Origin of the sequence: Shewanella sp. 10N.286.51.B7 (genome assembly GCF_002873615.1) — a bacterium.
Taxonomy (GTDB): Bacteria; Pseudomonadota; Gammaproteobacteria; order Enterobacterales; family Shewanellaceae; genus Shewanella; species Shewanella electrodiphila.
On the sequence record NZ_MCUF01000024.1, the window covers coordinates 70,065 to 92,470 of the forward strand.

Annotated in this window: 17 protein-coding genes; 10 read left to right on the plus strand and 7 right to left on the minus strand. The window is 38.9% G+C overall.

All coding sequences use genetic code 11. From position 1 onward, the window contains the following. Positions 1-2: 2 nt before the first annotated feature. Complete coding sequence (locus BCU84_RS06290) at positions 3-2,279, plus strand: acyl-CoA dehydrogenase (protein WP_102527233.1); 2,277 nt, start codon at positions 3-5, stop codon at positions 2,277-2,279. 125 nt (positions 2,280-2,404) lie between these two features. On the opposite strand, the gene pyk is transcribed toward BCU84_RS06290, so the two are convergent. Further along, a complete protein-coding gene (gene pyk / locus BCU84_RS06295) occupies positions 2,405-3,844 on the minus strand; it encodes a pyruvate kinase (RefSeq protein WP_102527234.1) in 1,440 nt (479 codons plus the stop codon). A 206-nt stretch (positions 3,845-4,050) separates the two neighbouring features. Beyond that, the gene (locus tag BCU84_RS06300; protein ID WP_076541003.1) at positions 4,051-4,905 is read right to left on the minus strand and encodes a MurR/RpiR family transcriptional regulator; all 855 of its coding nucleotides are present in this window, start codon (positions 4,903-4,905) and stop codon (positions 4,051-4,053) included. A gap of 330 nt (positions 4,906-5,235) precedes the next feature. Here BCU84_RS06300 and zwf point away from each other — a divergent pair, with 330 nt between their 5' ends. From zwf to BCU84_RS06335, 7 genes are all read left to right on the plus strand, one after another. Further along, on the plus strand, positions 5,236-6,708 hold the full coding sequence (zwf, locus tag BCU84_RS06305) for a glucose-6-phosphate dehydrogenase (protein WP_102527235.1): 1,473 nt from the start codon (positions 5,236-5,238) through the stop codon (positions 6,706-6,708). Positions 6,709-6,717: 9 nt separating this feature from the next. After that, a complete protein-coding gene (gene pgl, locus BCU84_RS06310) occupies positions 6,718-7,416 on the plus strand; it encodes a 6-phosphogluconolactonase (RefSeq protein ID WP_102527236.1) in 699 nt (232 codons plus the stop codon). Between the two features lie 11 nt (positions 7,417-7,427). After that, the gene (gene edd, locus BCU84_RS06315) at positions 7,428-9,254 is read left to right on the plus strand and encodes a phosphogluconate dehydratase (protein WP_102527237.1); all 1,827 of its coding nucleotides are present in this window, start codon (positions 7,428-7,430) and stop codon (positions 9,252-9,254) included. A 19-nt stretch (positions 9,255-9,273) separates the two neighbouring features. Continuing rightward, on the plus strand, positions 9,274-9,915 hold the full coding sequence (locus BCU84_RS06320; protein WP_102527238.1) for a bifunctional 4-hydroxy-2-oxoglutarate aldolase/2-dehydro-3-deoxy-phosphogluconate aldolase: 642 nt from the start codon (positions 9,274-9,276) through the stop codon (positions 9,913-9,915). 163 nt (positions 9,916-10,078) lie between these two features. Next, complete coding sequence (locus tag BCU84_RS06325) at positions 10,079-10,756, plus strand: class I SAM-dependent methyltransferase (RefSeq protein WP_102527239.1); 678 nt, start codon at positions 10,079-10,081, stop codon at positions 10,754-10,756. Between the two features lie 68 nt (positions 10,757-10,824). Further along, positions 10,825-11,814 carry a hypothetical protein gene (locus BCU84_RS06330; protein WP_102527240.1) on the plus strand — a complete coding sequence of 330 codons (990 nt, stop codon included), beginning with the start codon at positions 10,825-10,827 and terminating at the stop codon, positions 11,812-11,814. A gap of 140 nt (positions 11,815-11,954) precedes the next feature. Further along, positions 11,955-12,515, plus strand: a complete 561-nt coding sequence (locus tag BCU84_RS06335) for a hypothetical protein (protein ID WP_102527241.1) — start codon at positions 11,955-11,957, stop codon at positions 12,513-12,515. Between the two features lie 220 nt (positions 12,516-12,735). Here BCU84_RS06335 and BCU84_RS06340 read toward each other — a convergent pair whose 3' ends face one another. From BCU84_RS06340 to yfbR, 4 genes are all read right to left on the minus strand, one after another. After that, positions 12,736-13,278 (minus strand): DUF1569 domain-containing protein, encoded by a 543-nt coding sequence (locus tag BCU84_RS06340; protein WP_102527242.1) that lies wholly within the window; start codon positions 13,276-13,278, stop codon positions 12,736-12,738. 203 nt (positions 13,279-13,481) lie between these two features. Next, complete coding sequence (adhE, locus tag BCU84_RS06345; protein WP_102527243.1) at positions 13,482-16,100, minus strand: bifunctional acetaldehyde-CoA/alcohol dehydrogenase; 2,619 nt, start codon at positions 16,098-16,100, stop codon at positions 13,482-13,484. 621 nt (positions 16,101-16,721) lie between these two features. Continuing rightward, positions 16,722-18,101 carry an anti-phage deoxyguanosine triphosphatase gene (locus tag BCU84_RS06350; protein ID WP_102527244.1) on the minus strand — a complete coding sequence of 460 codons (1,380 nt, stop codon included), beginning with the start codon at positions 18,099-18,101 and terminating at the stop codon, positions 16,722-16,724. Between the two features lie 75 nt (positions 18,102-18,176). Further along, positions 18,177-18,785 (minus strand): 5'-deoxynucleotidase, encoded by a 609-nt coding sequence (yfbR, locus tag BCU84_RS06355; protein WP_102527245.1) that lies wholly within the window; start codon positions 18,783-18,785, stop codon positions 18,177-18,179. 191 nt (positions 18,786-18,976) lie between these two features. Between yfbR and BCU84_RS06360 the strand changes: the two genes are divergently transcribed. After that, positions 18,977-19,885, plus strand: coding sequence for a hypothetical protein (locus BCU84_RS06360; protein ID WP_102527246.1), 909 nt, complete (start codon positions 18,977-18,979; stop codon positions 19,883-19,885). 15 nt (positions 19,886-19,900) lie between these two features. Here BCU84_RS06360 and BCU84_RS06365 read toward each other — a convergent pair whose 3' ends face one another. Continuing rightward, complete coding sequence (locus tag BCU84_RS06365; RefSeq protein WP_277868759.1) at positions 19,901-20,746, minus strand: endonuclease/exonuclease/phosphatase family protein; 846 nt, start codon at positions 20,744-20,746, stop codon at positions 19,901-19,903. Positions 20,747-20,903: 157 nt separating this feature from the next. Here BCU84_RS06365 and cls point away from each other — a divergent pair, with 157 nt between their 5' ends. After that, positions 20,904-22,355, plus strand: coding sequence for a cardiolipin synthase (cls, locus tag BCU84_RS06370; RefSeq protein WP_102527248.1), 1,452 nt, complete (start codon positions 20,904-20,906; stop codon positions 22,353-22,355). Positions 22,356-22,406 lie beyond the last annotated feature (51 nt).

Sequence of the window (22,406 nt, forward strand, 5' to 3'; positions counted from 1 at the left end):
ACATGACTGTCCTCATACTAGTTTTAATAGCACTGATTGTGCTATTTGGTGTCCGAAATTTAAGGATGCGTTTTATTACTCGTCCTGTTTTTAGTTTTTTCAAAAAAGTGTTACCACCGCTCTCAAGTACTGAAAAAGAAGCTATGGAAGCTGGCGATGTATGGTGGGAAGGTGAGTTATTCCGTGGTAACCCTAACTGGAATACGTTACATAACTACGGCAAACCAACACTCTCTGCTGAAGAACAAGACTTTATTAACAATCAAGTGATGACAGCACTCACAATGATTGACGATTATGACATTGTTCATAATCGTAAAGATCTACCTCCTGAATTATGGGATTACTTTAAAAAAGAAGGTTTTTTCGCTTTAATTATCCCTAAAAAGTTTGGTGGTCGTGAGTTCTCTGCTTATGCGAATTCAACTATTGTAAGTAAAATTGCTACCAGAAGTATCAGTGCTGCTGTGACAGTTATGGTACCTAATTCACTGGGTCCTGGTGAATTATTGACTCACTATGGTACTCAAGAGCAAAAAGAGCGTTGGTTACCAGCATTAGCGGTTGGTGAAGAATTACCGTGTTTTGCGTTAACTGGCCCTGAGGCAGGTTCAGATGCTGGTGCTATTCCAGATGTTGGTATCGTTTGTCGTCGTGAGTTTAATGGTGAAGATACCCTAGGGTTAAGTTTAACTTGGGATAAGCGCTATATCACTTTAGCACCAGTTGCGACCGTACTTGGTTTAGCGTTTCAAATGCGTGATCCTGAAGGTTTATTAGGTGATGAACAAAACATTGGTATTACTTGTGCGTTAATTCCTACCGATCATGAAGGGGTTGAAATTGGCCGTCGCCATAACCCACTCATGATGGCATTTATGAACGGCACCACCACAGGTAAGGATGTGTTTATCCCACTTGATTGGATTATTGGTGGCCCACAATTTGCCGGTAAAGGTTGGAGAATGTTGGTTGAGTGTTTATCAGCTGGTCGCGGTATTTCTCTACCTGCACTTGCCACTGCATCAGCGCAAATGGCGACTAAAACCACTTCAGCTTATAGCTATGTCAGACAACAGTTTGGTATGCCTATTGGTAAGTTTGAAGGCGTACAAGAAGCTTTAGCCCGTATCATTGCTAATACTTATCAACTTGAAGCCGCGCGTTGTTTAACGACAACAGGTATTGACCTTAAGGTTAAACCGTCAGTAGTAACGGCTATTGCCAAATACCATATGACTGAACTGGGTCGAGATGTGGTTGAAGATGCAATGGATATTCAATCAGGTAAGGGCATTCAGCTTGGCGCTAAAAATTACTTAGGTCATGCATACATGTCTAGCCCAATTTCGATAACGGTTGAAGGCGCAAACATCCTCACTCGTTCTCTGATGATTTTTGGTCAAGGAGCAACACGTTGTCATCCTTATGTCCTTGCTGAAATGGAAACTGCAGCGATGGAAGATCAAAAAGCAGCAATTAACCGTTTTGATGCTTTGTTGATGGGTCATATGGGCTACGCAGCACGTAATGGTGCTATGGCGTTCTTTAATGCATTAACAGCCAGTAAAACTAATTCATCGCCAGTGAGTGGTACCACGCAGCAGTATTACAAAGACATGAGCCGATTATCATCGGGGTTAGCCATCATGACGGATTTGTCTATGCTAATAATGGGCGGTGACTTAAAGCGTAAAGAAATGATTTCTGCGCGTATGGGTGATGTACTTAGCCAACTTTATTTAGCATCTGCCACTTTAAAGCAATTTGAAGACAACGGCCGTCAACAAGACGATTTGCCGATTGTGCATTATGTAATGACAGAACGTTTACATCTTGCGGCTAAAGCGCTTCATGAAGCAACACGTAACTTCCCAAGTAAGCTTGTTGGCATATTATTGAAAGTGATTATATTCCCATTAGGCAATCATTTTAATGCGCCATCAGATAAACAAGCGACGACATTAGCAGACAACTTCTTACAACCATCACCAGCAAGGGATCGTATTACTTTCTTATGTGCTGATTTTGAAGGGGATAAGAGTGGTATTGCTGAAGTTGAACAAGCTTTTCTTGCAAAGATTGAGTGTAAGCATTTATATGCTCGCTTGAGAAAAGCACAGAAGGCAGGTGATCTCACGCCAAAACTTCCTGCTCTAGCTAGTTTCAGTGAGGCGTTAGAAAACAATGTTATTGATCAGCAAGAGTACGACCAATTGGTTGATGCTGATACAAAACGTTTAGCAGCGATTAATGTGAATGATTTTGAATCACTATAATTAATGTTATTTGAAAGATTAAAACACACGTAATAAAAAACCACCTCATTGAGGTGGTTTTTTTATGAAGCTAAATAGCGAGTTAATTGCCATTGAGCTTGATGTAAATGTAGTTACAAAATCAACTAAGCTACGACTAACACTTTACAAGTGTTTGTGCCGCCAACTGTTTCCATCGCATCACCTTTAGTCATTAAGACCATGTCACCTGATTTAAGGTAACCAGCTTTAGCGACAGCTTTTAGTGCTTCCGAAGCTAATGCATCTGCTGCGACGGCTGTAGAGTCAAACTGAACTGGCATCACACCACGGAATAATGCAAGCTTTGCTAACGTCTTTTGATGACGTGACAGCGCAAAAATAGGTAATGATGAACTGATACGAGACATTAATTTAGTTGTCTCACCAGATTCAGTCAAACTGATAATCGCTTTAACACCTTCAAGGTGGTTAGCTGCATACATAGTAGAAAGGGCGATAGTTTCTTCAATAGAATTGAACTTTTGATCCAATCTATGTTTAGAAGACATCACTGAAGGATGTTGTTCTGCACCTTTACAAACGTTGCTCATTGCTAACACAGTTTCTTCTGGGAAGTCACCGGCAGCTGTTTCAGCTGAAAGCATTACCGCATCTGTGCCATCTAATACAGCATTAGCTACATCCATCACTTCTGCACGTGTTGGCATAGGACTAGAAATCATTGATTCCATCATTTGCGTCGCTGTAATAACAACTTTATTAAGTTGACGTGAGCGTTTAATGAGTTTCTTTTGAACAGCCACTAATGCAGCATCGCCAATTTCAACACCTAAGTCACCACGAGCAACCATTACAGCATCAGATGCTTTAATAACATCGTCCATTGCTTCGTCAGTACCAACAGCTTCAGCACGTTCCACTTTTGATACGATTAATGCATAGCTACCAGCTTCTTCAGCAAGTTTACGAGCTAAATCTAAATCTGCACCTGTACGTGGAAATGAAACGGCAAGGTAATCAACTTGAATTTGAGCAGCTGTTAAAATGTCAGCTTTATCTTTTTCAGTTAATGCTGGTGCAGTTAAACCGCCACCTTGCTTATTGATACCTTTATTGTTTGATAGAGGACCAGCAACAGTAACAGTAGTGAAAACTTTTTGACCGTCTACTGAATCAACTCGAAGTTGAACACGACCATCATCAAGCATTAAGATGTCACCGATAACAACGTCGTTTGGTAACTCTTTGTAATCAATACCAACTTGCTTTTCGTCACCTTCGCCTTTGCCTAATGCCGCATCTAAAACAAAGATATCACCTAAATTCAGTTGAATTTTTTTGTTATCTTTGAAAGTAGAAACACGAATTTTAGGGCCTTGTAAGTCACCTAATACAGCGACATGAACGCCTAACTCTTTAGCGATGTTACGAGCGTCAGTAGCACGTTTAAGATGATCTTCTGGTGAACCATGTGAGAAGTTAAGACGCACCACATTCGCACCCGCTGCGATGATTTTACGTAAATTGTCATCACGATCAGTTGCAGGGCCAAGTGTAGTAACGATTTTAGTTCTGCGGAACATAAGATACTCCGTTAATTTAAAGAAAAAGAATTCGGTACATATAATGAAACTATATTAACAGAGATTTTGGCATTATGTAGGAAAGTTACAAACAAAAAGAACGGTTTTTGTGTTTTATTTTTGTGACATAATCGATCTTTAGACAAAAAAAAGGCCGAACAGTTAATACTGTTCGGCTTTTCAGTCTTGTCATTTAAAGGAAATATTTAAATAGTAAGATCTTTATTAACTCGTGATTCTTTTAAAACTTCCTTAACACGCTTCAAATTATCTCGAAAACGTGGGCCTCTGCGAAGGGTAAACCCGGTTGCCAGAACATCAATTGTGACGAGCTGTGCTAAACGAGATGCCATAGGCAAATACATATCTGTATCTTCTGGCACTTCCATCGTCACTGGTAGAGTACATTCGTGTGAAAGAGGGGAATTACGTGCAGTAATACCAATCACGGCAGCGCCGTTCTCACGTGCAATACGGGCTATTTCAATTAATGATTTGGTACGTCCAGTATGTGAAATTAGTACAACCACATCACCTTCATCACAGCCAATGCAGCTCATTCGTTGCATCAGTACATCATCAAAGCATATAACTGGAACATTAAAGCGGAAGAATTTATTTTGCGCATCGTGCGCAACAGAAGATGAAGCACCTAGGCCGAAAAATGAGATAGTTTTAGCTTGAGTCAGGATATCGACTGCTTTATTAACTGCTACTACATCTAGGCTTTGACGTGCTGTATCAAGGGATGCCATTGAAGATTCGAAGATTTTTGTTGTATATGATTCTGGAGAATCATCTTCTTCGACATGACGGCTAACATAAGGCGTGCCGTTAGCAAGACTTTGCGCTAGATGTAATTTAAAATCAGGAAAGCCTTTAGTATCTAGACGGCGACAAAAGCGATTCACCGTTGGCTCACTGACGTCAGCCATTTTCGCAAGCGTAGCTATACTAGAGTGGATAGCTGTTTGTGGAGAAGATAAGATAACTTCTGCCACTTTACGCTCTGACTTACTAAATTGTGTAAGGCTCTTTTGCACCTTTTCAAGGGTATTCATAAGCAATTGTCCGCTAAAATGGATGATGTAATTTTATATCATAAATTACATTTTAATAGTAAATGAAGTAATTTTCGTACTTCTATAAACGTTATGTAGTCAGTTTACTGAGTTATTCTGTAACTATAAAGAGATAGTAGAGTAATTTAATCACCAAAATACTATCAGGTTTTATGTTAAAAAGGCTAGATACAAGACAAACGAATATTTTCAAATTATAGATGCACAAATCTAATTCTGTTGTTATATTACAACAAAAGTGTGTTTTAAATCATCGGCAGCACAAAATAATAGCCAATGAGCACACAATATAAAGGAGTATGTAAAGCAATGAGTAACTCATCATCAGGGGCTAAGGCTTGCGATTTTGTACTTTTTGGTACGAAGGGCGATCTCGCGAGACGTAAATTACTGCCTTCACTTTATCAATTAGATAAAGCAAACCTGCTAGATAAAGATACGAAAGTGATTGGTGTCGCTAAAGATGCCTTCACTCATGAAGAGTTTGTCGCCTTAGTACATAAAGCGTTAAACACATTTGTTAAAGACGAATTGTGTGAAGAAACCCTAGAAAGATTTATTGCTCGTTGCCATTACATCGGCACTAACTTTACAGAAGCTGAAGGCTATAAAGCATTCCATGACTTATTAGAGCCTACTAAGCGTGTCATGGTAAGTTATTTTGCAACACCTCCTTCTATCTTCGGCGATATCTGTCGTTGTCTTAATGAACAAAATCTTATTCACTCTGATACGCGTATCGTGCTGGAAAAGCCAATTGGTACTTGTCTTGAGTCTTCAAAAGTTATCAATAATAAAGTATCTGAGTATTTCAAGGAAAATCAGGTTTACCGTATTGACCATTACTTAGGTAAAGAAACAGTACAAAATCTGATAGCACTTCGTTTTGCAAATTCTTTATTTGCATCGAAGTGGGATAACCGAACCATTGATCATGTACAAATCACTGTCGCTGAAGAAGTGGGTATTGAAGGCCGCTGGGGATATTTTGATACTGCAGGTCAAATGCGTGACATGATCCAAAACCATTTATTACAAGTGTTAACCCTTGTTGCAATGGATCCTCCAGTTAATCTTGATGCTGACAGCATTCGTGATGAAAAGGTAAAAGTCCTTAAATCATTGCGTCCAATCACACCATATAACGTTTTTGAGAATACTGTGCGCGGTCAATACACCGCTGGTTTCTTAAAAGGCAGCCCAGTACCTGGTTACCTTGAAGAAGAAGGTGCAAACGTTAAATCAAGCACTGAAACTTTTGTAGCACTGCGTGTTGATATTGATAACTGGCGTTGGGCAGGCGTACCTTTCTACTTACGTAGTGGTAAGCGTATGCCATTTAAGAGTTCTGAGATTGTGGTTTACTTTAAAAATCCACCGTTGAACTTGTATCGCGACAGCATGCGTAATTTGCCTCCAAATAAATTAACGATTCGTCTACAGCCTCATGAAGGCGTTGAAATTCAAATGATGAATAAAGTGCCTGGTTTGGAAGAGAAACAGCGCATTCAAACTACCAAGCTTGATTTAAGTTTCACCGATACTTTCAAAAACGAACGCATTGCAGATGCTTATGAACGTTTGTTATTAGAAGCCATGATTGGTAACCAAGCCTTATTCGTTCGTCGTGATGAAGTTGAAGAAGCATGGACTTGGGTTGACGGCATCATGAATTCTTGGGAAAACGGCGGCGAAAAGCCAAAGCCTTACCCTGCAGGCACTTGGGGCCCAGTTGCTTCAGTTGCTCTTATTACTAAAGACGGCCGTTCTTGGGACGAGTAAGGATTGATGATGATAAAAGAATCTGTATTTAAATCATTTGATACACCTAGCGATTTAGAAGCAAAGCTTGCTGATAAAATTGCTAGCCAATTACAAGACGCAGTTGATAGCCGAGGTAAAGCTAGCTTAGTTGTTTCTGGTGGCTCAACACCATTGAAATTATTCAAATTACTCAGTAATAAAGCCATTGATTGGGCCGATGTATACATTACATTGGCTGACGAACGTTGGGTTGATGCTGAAGCCAATGACTCAAATGAGCGTTTAGTCCGTGAACATCTATTACAAAATCGTGCAGCAAATGCAAAATTTCGCGGTTTAAAAAACATGTTTGATAGCCCAGAGAAAGGCTGTGATATGACCATTGAGTCATTAGCTAATTTCCCTAAACCTTTTGATGTTGTTGTTTTAGGTATGGGAACAGATGGACACACCTGTTCTTGGTTCCCGTGCAGCGCTGAATTAGATAATGCATTTACCACCGAGTCTTTGTGTGCAGCGGTTAATCCAACGACAGCGCCACATTCACGTATTACTTTATCTAAAGGTGCAATCTTAAACAGCCGTCAAATCTATCTTCACCTTGTAGGTGAGTCAAAATTATCCGTATATCGCCAAGCGTTAGAAAATGACGATGTGAACGAAATGCCTATCAGAGCAGTATTAGCGCAGCGCAAGACGCCCGTTGATGTGTTCTATAGCGCTTAAAGGAGTCCATTATGCACTCAGTAGTTCAAGCTGTAACCGATAGAATTATCGAACGCAGCAAAGATTCTCGTAAAAAATATTTAGCGGCATTAAATGATGCCAGTGCCAAAGGTGTTCATCGCAGTGCATTAAGCTGCGGTAATTTAGCTCATGGTTTTGCTGCTTGTCAGCCTGCAGATAAAGAATCATTGCGTCAATTAACAAAAGCCAATATTGGTATTGTTACTGCGTTTAATGACATGCTTTCTGCACATCAACCATATGAGACTTATCCAGATTTTTTAAAGAAAGCGTGTCAAGAAGTCGGTAGTGTTGCACAAGTTGCAGCAGGTGTTCCTGCAATGTGTGATGGTGTGACTCAAGGTCAGCCTGGCATGGAACTCAGCTTACTTAGCCGTGAAGTCATTGCTATGTCAACTGCAGTGGGTCTTTCTCACAATATGTTCGACGGTGCATTACTGCTGGGTATTTGTGACAAAATCGTACCTGGTTTATTGATTGGCGCACTGAGCTTTGGTCATTTGCCTATGATGTTTGTTCCAGCTGGGCCAATGAAGTCGGGTATTCCAAATAAAGAAAAAGCACGAGTACGTCAGCAATTTGCCCAAGGTAAAGTTGATCGCGCAGCATTGCTTGAAGCTGAATCAAGCTCTTACCACAGTGCGGGGACTTGTACTTTCTACGGTACTGCAAACTCAAACCAGTTAATGCTTGAAATCATGGGGCTGCAGCTTCCTGGGTCATCTTTTGTGAATCCAGACGATCCATTACGTGATGAATTAACCGCTATGGCTGCCAAGCAAGTGTGTCGTTTAACCGAAATGGGCACCCAATACACACCAATTGGCGAAGTCGTTAATGAGAAATCAGTGGTTAACGGTATTGTCGGCATTCTTGCAACAGGTGGGTCAACTAACCTAACAATGCATATTGTTGCCGCCGCTCGTGCAGCTGGCATCATTGTTAACTGGGATGACTTTTCTGATTTATCAGATTGTGTGCCACTAATGGCGAAAGTGTATCCGAATGGTCATGCAGATATTAACCATTTCCACGCTGCAGGCGGAATGGCATTTTTAGTTAAAGAATTACTGGATGCAGGCCTTATTCACGAAGATGTTAATACCGTCGCAGGTTTCGGACTACGTAAATACACTCAAGAACCACGTATTCTTGATGGCAAGCTAACCTGGGTAGATGGACCGATTGAAAGTCTAGACAAAGAAGTTTTAACCAATGTTGCTACACCATTCCAAAATAATGGTGGTTTAAAATTGGTTAAAGGTAATTTAGGCCGTGCTGTGATTAAAGTCTCTGCAGTACCTAACGGTAACCGTATTGTTGAAGGTCCTGCCGTTGTTATTGACGATCAAAACAAACTTGATGCCATTTTCCAAGCGGGTGAATTAGACAGAGATTGTGTCGTTGTTGTTAAAGGACAAGGACCTAAAGCTAATGGTATGCCTGAATTACATAAACTCACGCCGTACCTTGGAACGCTCCAAGACAAAGGATTTAAAGTTGCATTAGTCACCGACGGACGTATGTCTGGTGCTTCGGGTAAAGTACCTGCTGCAATTCATTTAACGCCAGAAGCGTTAGATGGTGGAATGATTGCCAAAGTAGAAGATGGCGATTTAATCCGTGTTAATGCCGAAACTGGCGAATTAAGTTTACTTGTGGATGAAGCAACCTTAGCTGCACGTGTTGCCGGTAAAGTGGATTTACATCATTCAAGTTATGGCATGGGACGCGAACTATTTGGTGCACTTCGAAATAGTTTAAGCAGTCCTGAAACAGGCGCTCGCAGTACCAGTGCCATTGACGAAATTTACTAATTTTAAGGAAGATTAACGAATGCTTGAGAATAACTGGACAATACAGCCGCAAGAAATTTTTAAACGCAGTCCGATTGTTCCTGTAATGGTTATCAATAAAATTGAGCATGCTGTACCGTTAGCGAAAGCATTGGTTGCGGGTGGCATAAGTGTTTTAGAGATTACTTTACGCACAGAGTGTGCTTTAGAAGCAATTGAATTAATTGCTAAAGAAGTACCAGAAGCGATTGTGGGTGCAGGTACAATTTTAAATGAACTTCATCTTCAGCAAGCCATTGATGCAGGTTCACAATTTATCATTACCCCTGGTGCTACAAAAGGATTACTTGAAGCTGCGAAAAAAGGTAATGTGCCTTTAATTCCTGGTGTTGCGAGTATTTCTGAAGTTATGGTTGGAATGGAGCTGGGTTATACCCACTTTAAATTCTTCCCTGCAGAAGCGTCTGGCGGCGTGAATGCGCTTAAAGCTTTCTCGGGGCCTTTAGCTAATATTCGTTTTTGTCCAACGGGTGGTATTACACCATCGAGTTACAAAAATTACTTGGCCCTGCCAAACGTTGATTGTATTGGTGGAAGCTGGATTGCGCCAACTGATGCAATGGAGCAGGGTGACTGGGAACGTATTACTCAGTTATGTAAAGACGCGATTAGCGCACTTTAATTATTGCACTAGCACTAGTTTAGTTCTAGATACGCAATGATTGTAAAAACCACCTTAGGGTGGTTTTTTTATATCCAAAAATTGTAATATTGGTTAATCTTTTACCCACTGGGAATTGAATATTTTTGTTTCTGTAAGCTGACTAAATGGACTGAATAATTATATGGATAAGGTCAATGAGACTGTCTCAACTTTTAATAAAATGGCCCAAAAATATCAAGATAAATACATGGACTGTGATTTATATAGCGACAGTTTTGATAAGTTATGTGGACTAATCTTTGAAGAACAAACATTGCATAGATCAACCATACTAGAGGTCGGTTGCGGCCCTGGTAATGTTAGCCAATACTTATTGAACTGGCGCTCCACAGATAACGAAAAACTTAATATTGATATTGCCGGTTTTGACCTTGCACCATCGATGATTAAACTTGCTAAGCAAAACAATCCGCAATGTCATTATCATGTTAGAGATATGCGTGACTTGAATGATTTACGCCCTCAATCTTCAGCTGATACATTTAATATTGCTATATGTGCGTTTTGTATCCCTTATTTAGACCAACTCGAGTTAACACAATTTATTACTGATTTAGCTAATGTATTAGCTGCCAACAGTTTATTGTTTATTAGCTTTATGGAAGATGATTATCAGAATTCCGTCACCCAAGAATCAGCAGTTGGTGACCGCGTGCATATGCACTACTTTCAATCTGAAGATGTGATTAAACTATGCCAAGCGCAAGGTTTTGAGCTTGTTGAAAAACATACTAAAGATTATCTGGTTGATGATGTTAAACAAGCCACGGATTGTTTTATTTATCTAAGGCGAGAGTAATTAATTCAGCTATTAATGACTAATGGTAACAATACTAAATAATGTGTTTATAAAGGAATATATCCACCATGACAATGCACAAGTTAATACTAAAGCTTCCTTTTGTTTGCTTCGTTTTCATGTCGATAGCTTGGTGGTATTTTTATACCCATGATATGTGGCTAAACGATTTTGGCAGAGTAAAAAGTGAATGGCTTTTACTGATTGATATGATGGTGACAATGCCATTAATTTGTTTTGTGTGTGTAAAATCCAATAAGTTAGCCTTGCTCAAGTCATTAAGTTACTTTGCGCTGTTTGTCGCTCTCGGTAGTTATGTTATTCCAGCTGAAAATCAAGTCTTATGGCTACACTTAACAGATTTACGCTATGTACTAATTACGGGATTTTTTATCATAGAGTTAAGTGCTATTTTGTGCGTAATACTTGCTATTAGGCAAGCCGTAAAAAGCGGTGAAGATCCTGATATAGCTATTGAAAATTCAATTATAAACCTTGTAGGCAATGGCATACTGGCCAGTGTGCTAATGCTTGAAACGCGAGTATGGAGTTTTGTTTTTTGCAGTCGTTTTATTAAACCAAGTAGCTATAAAGGGGAGCAACATTTTTATTATCACCTTAAGGATGCTAATCAATCGAATGCACTTGGTTTTATGTTAATGATTGCTTTTGAAATCCCCTTAATGCATTTACTGATTCATTTTATATGGTCACCTTTTGCTGCAAACATCATTACTGGTTTAACCTGTTTTAGTTTGGCTTTTTTCATTGCAGAGTATCGCGCGATGTCACGTCGTCCTATCAGCATTGACCAACAAACATTATATGTGCGTTATGGGGTGTTTAACCAATTTACGATTAGTCTGTCTAACATCACCTCAATTAATATCAATCACGATGTGATTGCTCGAAGTGAACATATTAAGCGTTACAATTTCAGTGGTGTACCTAATGTCCGTATTTTACTCACATATCCTGTCAACGGTATTGATGCCATTTATCTTGGTGTAAATGAACCACATAAGTTCATTAAAGCGATTAGTCTGATTAATTTATAACTTTTAATTAAAGCTCACTCAATTCTGGCGAGAACTAATTAGTTACATGACCGAAAGACAAATTCACACTACTGCAATAATCTTCGTGTAAATTACTATACAACTGTCAAGTGCAAATAAAGTAATGTATGGGTAGTTAAATGAATAAAATAATGTCGTTGGCTAACTTTTTTCTGTTGTTTTGTTTTACAATTTCGTTAGTTGATATTAAATCTGATTTTGGATTTTTTTTACTAGAATTCGCTTTAGTACTGTATGTGGTAACTGATTTTATAATTGTCCTTGTTTTGTATAGGCGGTTAATATATATGGATTTTGTTGGTGTTGATGAAACAATTCAAAAAATAGTTACGAGTTCAGGATTAAATGGTTGTTTTTCAAATTTTATCCAAATACAGCTACGAGTTCTGATGTATCTGAATACGTCAGATTATTATCATTATGAGTTAATAAAGAATAAATATTCACATTTTTCTAAAGCAGTTGCAAAAAAAATGATAATTAAAAATATTTTTTTGCTAATCATTTTATCTCCATTTACCCTATACGTTCTTCATGACACATTTGGCTTTACATTAATGTTTGTTTTTGGTTTGAGCATCATTTCAATCATAATGTTTTACATAGCAGAATATAAAGCTGTATCTTTTAGAACCGTGTCTTTTGATAAAGATAACATTTACATACGTTATGGTTTATAAAATCCTACAACCATACCATTAACTTTGGTAAATAGTGTATCCCGAGCTTTTATGACTAAACCCCAATCAAATAAAGTTAAAAAGATTAGTTATGGACAAAATTGTAATATTTGTATAAAGCTAAAAACGCCTATAGGGTATATTTGCTCAATTCATATGAATCTTGATAAACCTGATGATTTTATTTACGAGTTAACAACGATATGATTTGACGTGTTATTTAACTTAAATGGTTATTAAAGTGCATCACATGTGCTAATTCATATTCTGATTTCGTTAATTCGCCATAAGCGAAGTGTGGTTGCAGCTTACCTGCGTGTTGCTGGAAATCAGTTAATGACAGTTGCAGACGATTTAAAGCCACATCAATATCTTTAGGGGTGAGTAGTGGTGCGCCTGGTATTGCTTCGCTCAGGTTATGAGTCATTTTCCCTTTTGCGGCAAATGCTGAAAACGCGAAGCTACCGAGGGTGTTTTTGAATAACTCAGATTTATGCTCTGGGTATCCGGTGATAGAGTATTCAACACTTTGAGCACAATGATTTAAAATCTGGCTAAGTTCCCAATTACCAGTCGTTAAAATTTTTGAATCGTTTGTCTGTAAATTCAGTAAATTCTTTTTCATTTCAGCAATGCGCTTCAACGTATACTCAATAGTTAACGGACCTTCTTCGGTATCTATGGCAATCCAAGTGGTTGCGCCTGCAACCGTTAATATAGCGCTACCAGTTAATACAGATTTTAGAAGTAAACGACGTTCCATTCAGACCCACATGATTGTTGTGTTAGCTGACTAGTTAATCAGAAGGGCAAGAAAACAGCAATGGATTAACAATAAACAGTGATTGATTAGATTAATTAAATTAACTGTCAAAAATGAAAAACGCCAATCAATTGATTAGCGCTTCATTATTGAAAGCTGAATAGTAAAACAGAATCTATTCAGACTGAGTACTTTGACTATGACTATGCCTGTTTATCTTGATACTCTGTACCGTAAAAGCTATCGAGTAAAATCTGTTTTAGCTCTTTGATTAATGGGTAACGTGGGTTAGCACCAGTACATTGGTCATCAAAAGCATGTTCTGCTAATTCATCTAATTTTGCTAAGAAATCAGCCTCATTTACACCCGCTTCTTGAATAGAGGCTGGAATGCCCACTACAGACTTTAATTGATCAATTTTAGCAATTAATAACTCAACTTTTTCACTGTCAGTATCAGCAGTGTCGACGCCTTCAATTTTTAAATGTTCAGCTATGGTCGCATAACGACAAAGTGCTTTAGGGCGATCGTATTGGCTAAATGATGCTTGTTTTGTTGGCATATCTGTGGCGTTAAATCTAATAACATTACTGATCAATAATGCGTTTGCTAAACCATGGGCTAGGTGGAATTCAGCCCCTAGTTTATGTGCCATAGAGTGACAAATTCCAAGGAATGCATTTGCAAATGCAATACCGGCAATCGTTGCGCCATTGTGGACTTTTTCACGTGCCACTGGCGCATTTGCACCTTGTTCATATGCTGCTGGTAAATATTCAACCAGTAAGTCTAGTGCCTGCAAAGCTTGCCCGTCACTAAACTCATTAGCCATCACACTGACATAAGCTTCAAGTGCGTGTGTCACTGCATCGATACCACCAAATGCTGTGAGTGATTTTGGCATATCCATGACTAAATTTGGATCGACAATAGCAATGTTAGGCGTGAGTTGATAATCGGCAATAGGGTATTTCATACCAGAAACTTCATCTGTGACTACCGCAAATGGAGTTACTTCAGAGCCTGTTCCTGACGTAGTTGGTATCGCGACCATTTGCGCTTTTACACCTAACTTAGGGAATTTGTAAATACGTTTACGAATGTCCATAAAGCGCAGTGCTAAATCGGCAAAATCTACATCTGGATGCTCGTATAATACCCAAATGATTTTGGCAGCATCCATTGGCGAACCACCGCCCAAAGCAATGATCACATCTGGTTGAAAACTTTGTGCGACTTTAGCGCCTTGTTTGACGATAGCTAAAGTTGGATCAGCTTCGACTTCGTAAAAGACTTCAGTTTCTAAACCCTGTGCTTTAAGTATTTTAATTGTTTCATCACAATAACCATTATTAAATAGGAACTTGTCGGTAACGATTAAGGCGCGCTTTTTAGTTTCCAGCTCTTCCAGTGCAATAGGTAAGCTGCCGCGACGAAAATAAATAGATGAAGGAAGTTTATGCCACAACATATTCTCAGCCCTTTTAGCGACGGTTTTCTTATTAATTAAATGGCTCGGTCCGACATTTTCAGAGATAGAATTACCACCCCAAGAGCCACAACCTAAGGTCAGTGATGGTGCTAACTTAAAGTTATATAAATCACCAATACCCCCTTGCGACGCGGGTGTGTTAATTAAAATGCGGGCAGTTTTCATTCTAAAGCCAAAGGCTTTAACACGCTCGGTTTGACCGTCTTGGTCTGTATACAAACCTGATGTGTGGCCAATACCACCTAGGGTGACTAAAGCTTCAGCTTTATCCATTGCATCATTAAAGTCAGTTGCGCGATACATACCTAAAAGAGGCGATAGTTTTTCATGGGCAAAAGCTTCGGCATCACTAATGTCAGTCACTTCACCGATAAGTACTTTGGTCCAGCTTGGCACATCTATGCCCGCCATATCTGCAATGGTTGATGCACTTTGACCGACAATATCTGCATTTAAATTGCCATTTTTCAGGATCACATCTTGCATCGCTTTTGTTTCGGCAACGGACAAGATATAACCGCCGTGGCTGGCGAATCTTTCTTTTACTTGCTCATAAATACTATCAACGACTACAACAGCTTGCTCTGACGCACAAACCACGCCGTAATCAAAGGTTTTAGACATTAAAATTGAGCTAACTGCGCGCTTAATATCGGCTGTTTCATCAATAACGATAGGGGTATTACCAGCGCCAACTCCAATGGCTGGTTTTCCTGATGAATAAGCCGCTTTCACCATACCAGGGCCGCCAGTCGCGAGAATTAAATTGATTTGCTCGTGGGTCATTAATTGATTTGATAAAGCCACTGATGGTTCATCAATCCAACCGATAATGTCTTTGGGTGCACCTGCTTCAATAGCAGCTTCAAGCACGATTCTTGCTGCAGTAGTCGTCGACTCTTTTGCACGAGGGTGAGGTGAGAAGATGATCCCGTTACGTGTTTTAAGGCTGATTAATGCTTTAAAGATTGCAGTAGATGTTGGGTTGGTAGTTGGTACGATGCCGCAAATAATGCCTACAGGCTCGGCAATTGTAATGGTGCCGAACGTCACATCTTCAGCAATGATGCCACAGGTTTTATCATCTTTATATTTGTTATAAATATACTCTGATGCAAAGTGGTTTTTAATTACTTTGTCTTCTAACAAACCCATATTGGTTTCATTGGCTGCCATTTTGGCTAATGAAATACGCGCATCAGTTGCAGCGAGGGCTGCCGCTCTAAAGATTTTATCAACCTGTTCTTGGCTGAAATTAGCAAACTCTTTTTGCGCTTTTGATACGCGGTCCACTAACTGGTTAAGTTGCTCAGTGTTGGTGACAGTCATAATCACTTCCTTTAAAAATAGTTAACTAAACAGTTTTAGGTAACGACTCTCAAATATCTTTAAATCATTTTGTTTATAGTTAAGAATTCTTAATCCTTGTTATAAAATTACCTCTTTAGGGGCATAGTTATCGTGATCAAACCCACAAAATGATGCTTATTGGTAATTTTATTACGTTGTTTGGTTTGTAAATAAAGGCTAGGTCACATAGTAAACCTAAACGTTGTTGTTTAAAGATTAATGACAGTCAAATCAACTGAAAGTTGAAGTCTACATGAAGGCTATTAGATAAGGGCTGTTAGATAAGGGTTATTAGATAAGAGCTATTAGATAAGAGCTTTTAGCATTGTCCAAATTGTTTGTTTAAGCTTCAGTATAAGTATAAGTTTCTTTATAAATAAGGCTCAAACATTAAGAATGAAAGTTTGGCATAGTGAGTAGAAGATATTGAGCAAGAGGAAGTGTGCAAAAGGTCGTGTGAAAGAAATAGCGTGAAAGAGATAGTGTGCACGGATAGAGTCCGACCTGCCCATTCAACTTCTAACTTGGTTGAATAGGCTAATCATAAAAGTGAAATTAATTTTTTTATCTTTGCTGTTTAGTTGTGTATTCAGAAAAATATCAACGTTCTAGGCTAATTTCAAAAATTCCTGCTGATTTAGGGCCGAAAAGTTGTTGATGTAATCGTCCTGCAAATTCATCGGTCATACCGGATATATAATCAGCGATAACGCGCATTTCATTTAAATTATTATCTTTAGCATGTTGCCAACGCTCCTGGGTATTAAGTGGCAATAACCTTAAAGGATCTGATTCAAATGCTTCAAACAGCTCCATGACAATTTGTTGGCCTTTGTACTCTAGCATTTGTATTTCTGGTTTACGGATAACATACTTAAACACGAACTGTTTTAATGTATTTAATGCATCTGCGAATGCTGGCTGAAGTTTGGCATTGTATCTCAATAAAGGTTCTTCAAATTGAGTATCTTCGACAACAATGATATCAGTTACAAAACCATTCACTAACGTACCAATGGCATCTTTTCTTAAGTGATGATGCGGTGAAAATAGCTTGTCTGCTATCGTTTTAAATTCGTTGCTAAGCCATTCATCTTCACTTTGAGATAAGTGACTTGCGACGTCTTGTTGCCACTGCGCTGGGGAGACAATTCCCATGACGATAGCGTCTTCTAGATCGTGTACTGCGTAAGCGATATCATCAGCTAATTCCATGATGGAACAATCAAATGATTTATATTGAGTTCTATTATGCGGGTAAGTGTCGGTTTTACTGGGTTTTGAACTCACAAAACGGTTTCTGTCTTTAACAGATAAACCTGCCAACACCCAATCATAAATGTCTTTATCATCATCGAATAAACTTTTAACCGGTGGCCATTGTGACGGTTTAAGCTGACGATGGCTTTTAATTTCTTCAGTACCTAGATCTATATGTAATTGACTGTATAGAGCAGGGTATTTAAGGATCCCTAACAGCGTACGTCTTGATAGGTTCATTCCCCAATATTGGGTGTAGGGCTCAAGCCTTGCCAAGATACGAAAGGTTTGCCCGTTTCCTTCAAAGCCTCCATGGTTTCGCATCATGTAGTTGAGCGCGACTTCTCCACCGTGGCCAAAAGGTGGGTGGCCAATATCATGGGCTAAACACAAGGATTCAATCAAACTCATTGAATCGAGTAAATCGTTAACATGGGGGTGTTTTCGTTTTAGTTGCGCAGCGATCCCTGTTCCTATTTGCGATACTTCAAGTGAATGAGTCAATCTTGTTCGGAAAAAGTCGTTCATGCCGATGCCGTGAACTTGGGTTTTTGCTTGTAATCTTCTAAATGCAGCTGAATGTAAAATTCGTGCTCGGTCACGTTGAAAAGGGCTGCGATGATCGTTGCGTCTTAACTTATCTTCACCCAAGCGTCTATCATGCCAAGGATTATGGGGTTCATTGGTATCAGGTTGTTTATATGAAATCGTATCTGGCATTGTCATTCCTGTTATCAAGTGAATTAATACATCAGCTCATTACGTTAGAAGGGTTATCGCTAAAGTAACAAGGTTTTAAATATGTGGATCATTTTCAGTTAGTTTATCTAAGGTTGATGTGCAACTGTCTAAAAAGATATCGATAAAGCATTTTACTTCGGGTAGCTGCTGCTGTATTTCGTTAAGTTTTTTATCTAAGTTGTCTTTGACATGATGAAATTCGTCATTGTTAAACCTAAGCTCATTCATGGTTTTAACGTATGCCTGCAATATATCTGCTGCTTTTACGATGGCTTTGTATTCAGGATCAACTTCAGACTGGACCAGTAAAGGTTCCATCTCTTCTCTTAAATCTTCAGGCAGCGAGGCTAAACATTCTTTCTCTGCTAAATCTTCTAACTTTTTAAAGGCTTTAGTAAATTCAGGGCTGTGATACTTGGTATTTGAATTGATATCTTGGAGCTTGGTTTCTGAGACTTCATGATAAAGGGCAATAGTGGCGGCTGTTTCCGGGTTCAAATTACCATTAAACCGTTTGTTTTTGATGACAACCAATAAATGTGCGATGACTGCGACTTGATGGCAATGCTCTGACACGTTTTCTTTTTGGAAGCAGTGCATTAAAGCCCAGCGTTCGAGTAAAGGCATACGGGTGATCCATGCCATAAAAGTACTTGATTTCATATGCGTCCCCTAGAGAGTGTGACTCGCTGAATACGGAAGATGGTAATCCTCTTATAGTTATAACATTACTGTAGTTGCAGTCGAACTGCCAGATAATCAATTTGTTTTTATTCAATAAATTAACACTATAATTTGATCTCATATCTGCATAGCTTTACTCTTAGTTATTGGAATAAATATAGAGTACTAAGATGGATGATGCCCGTTGTGTTGAATTACAAAAGACTGTCACAAATGAAGATTTGTATTTAATCGACGACGTTAAATCTTATCAGTTTGTATGTGACGAGTGCGGGGTTAGTTTAATACCATGTTCATACAAAAAAGCAGTTAATCTGCGTAAACCCTACTTTAAAACAGGTAAAAACAGCGAACACCTTGTTGGTTGTTATGCTAAAGCAACCTCTAAAATACGCGAACAAGCTAAAACGGCTAGGATTTCAACTGATGAAGGCTTTCCATTAGCCTATCCCAATCGTTTCAATTTAACGGCTGCTAAATCAGTTAAAACAGAGAAAAGTTCAGCTAGTGATATACAAGCACAGCATGGCGTGATTAAAAAACAATTTGATAATGCCAATCGAGCTAACAGCAAGCAAAACTATGTGACCAGTTCTTTTCAAACCTTAGTGGACCAATATTTTAATTTTCCCTTCGATCGCGATCGTGAGCTAACGTTTGTTGGGATTAGTGGTCATCAATATCAGCAGGTTTTTCAGAAAATACAAAACCCGATAGGTAAACAAAAATTTCGTTTTCAATCTGAGAAACCGGAGACAAAGGTCTTTTTTAGTAGCTTGTCCTGGGAGAAACCAGAAATTATTGATGATCAGATTATTGTGAAACTGTCAGCTGGTTGGTGGCAAGAAAGTGACGGTAAGAAAAAGAATTTACGCCCCTATTTTGTCGAAATCAATACTACAGAATGGAGTAAAACAGTCCTTAATAATTTTACACAAAGGCTAACTCAAATAAGAGAGTTAGTGAAAGGTACAGATAAGAAAGCCATGATGGTGTTTGCTGGCAAGCAAGACCGTGAACAGGATTTTTATCGTTTTACCTGTGATGAGTCGCGGCTGATTTGCTTTAAAGTATTTTAAGTTGCGAGTAGAGACTTAACGTAATTCGAACTGAGTTTGTATCGGATTATGATCAGATGCTGTGGTTTTATCTGAATTAGCACCCGTTAGATGCAAACCACGATAATATAAGTGATCTAAAGGTAGCCCGAATACGCGTTTTCTAAAGTCGACTTTGTAATGGGCTTCTTCTAGTCGTAAACCTTGCGCTAACTGTGTGACAATATTCATCCGACCTTCACGCCATGTATTGAAATCCCCAGCTAAAATCACCGGCCCTCGATGCATTGTGACCTTATGCAGAATTTGTTTGAACTGGGCTTCAAAACTACTTAATCGCACATCAAAATTCACACCATGTAAATTAATGACTAATAGCTGTTCACCTGATGAGAGCGGGTAACGGCTGACTAAGGTTGATTTAGCAAAACGAATGAGTGGCTCGGTTGTTTGATAGGCGCAGGCTTCATTAGCCGGTTGTGTCGATAGATTCATGACCCCCATTGGCACATTCATTAACTTGAAGCCTTTAGCCATCAATACATGAAACTGATGGTCATCAAGATATTGAACAAAGGTACTGTTAAGCTTTGCTTCTTGAAGTAATACTAAGTCGTTTTGTTGGGTTAATTCTGTTAGTACAGGCTGCCAATCAATTTTCTGCTGTTTATAAATATTCCAAACAGCAACGTTTAGTTTACCTTGTCTATCAATCGGGGCAGATTCAGAAGACTGACTAGAGCACTGAGATACAAAAAAAGGCGGCTGTTCACTCATCATTATCTCCGGTTGGCCATTAAACGTCGAAATTACATACATATAAGACAACAAGGTGCCGATTATGATGATGAACAATAAAGGATATATGACACGTTTAATAATAAAGACCTTATTATTGTGATGTTTATTAGCACTTTAAATAGAATAGCACCTATAAAGCTACGCAAATTATGACGTTTGATCGAATATTCAGTACAATCAAACTCTACTATTAATTTATAACAAATTCACTATAAAGCTTAGGGCGAATCAAATACCTATGGATCAAATAACCCAAATAATTGCAGTGCTCGGTGTTTTCCTTTATTGGTTAATTCTGGGCGGCGTTGCAACGCGCATTGTGATTAAACGCAGAAGTGTTGGGGTGTCTTTTTCGTGGTTATTGATTATTTACTTCCTGCCTTTTGTGGGGGTTATTGCTTACTTATTATTTGGTGAATTACACCTTGGTAGAGCGCGTTCTAGCCGTTCTAAAGCCATGTATAAACCTTATGCTGATTGGTTTTCAGCTTTATATCAGCACAACGCACATCAACCTGAGCGTCAAAGTGATTATGCGAGTTCGATAAGTAAATTATGTGATGTGCAATTAAATATTCCTTCGTTAACAGCAAACGAAATAGCGCTGCAACAAACACCTGAACAAATACTGAACTCGATTATTAGTGATATTAATCATGCCGAATCGCTCATCGATATGGAGTTTTATATTTGGCATCCTGGAGGACTAGCAGATGAGGTTGCTATAGCACTCATCAATGCATCAAACAGAGGTGTTTCAGTTAAGCTACTACTAGATGCTGCGGGTAGTCGTTTGTTTTTCAAATCATCTTGGCCTTCAAAAATGAGAAATGCTGGGATTAATGTTGTTGCTGCATTGAAAGTTAGCCCACTAAGAATGTTTTTTAGAAGAATGGATTTACGCTTGCACCGTAAAATAGTGGTTATAGATAACACGGTTGGTTATACCGGCTCTATGAATTTAGTTGATCCCAAATGCTTTAAACAATCTGATGGTGTAGGTGAGTGGATTGACATTATGGTTAGAATTACTGGCCCAGTTGTGCCGGTTATGAATACTGTAAGTGCTTGGGACTGGGAAGTTGAAACTAATGAGCGAATTTTACCGGAAATGCCGCCAGAGGCGCATTGTACTGATACATCCTCTTTAGTTCAGGCTATCCCGTCAGGACCTGGTATGCCGGAAGAAGTTATTCATCAAGTATTATTGCAAAGTCTGTATCAAGCTGAACATAAAATTATTATTACGACTCCTTACTTTGTTCCCAGCGAGCAATTGCTAGATGCGCTAGTGACAGCTTCATTACGAGGAGTGGATGTTAACATCATCATTCCACGTAAAAATGATTCTACTATGGTGAAATGGGCTAGCAGCTCCTTTTTTACAGAGTTATTAGCAGCAGGAGTGACGATTCACCAATTTAATGGTGGTTTATTACATACCAAGTCAGTGCTGATAGATGAGGAGCACTGCTTAATTGGTACTGTGAATATGGACATGCGCAGCTTATGGTTAAACTTTGAATTAACCTTAGCTGTGGATGATGTCAAATTCGCCGCAAGGTTAGGGCAACTTGTACAAGCCTATATGGATGACTCAGATATTTTAACCGATGAAGAGTGGCAGCAACGTCCTATGTATAAACGTTTTATTGAGCAAGTCTTTTATCTATTTAGTCCGCTTTTGTAATGATTAAGCATTGTAATGATTAACGATTGCAGTTTATAACGCCTCAAGAAT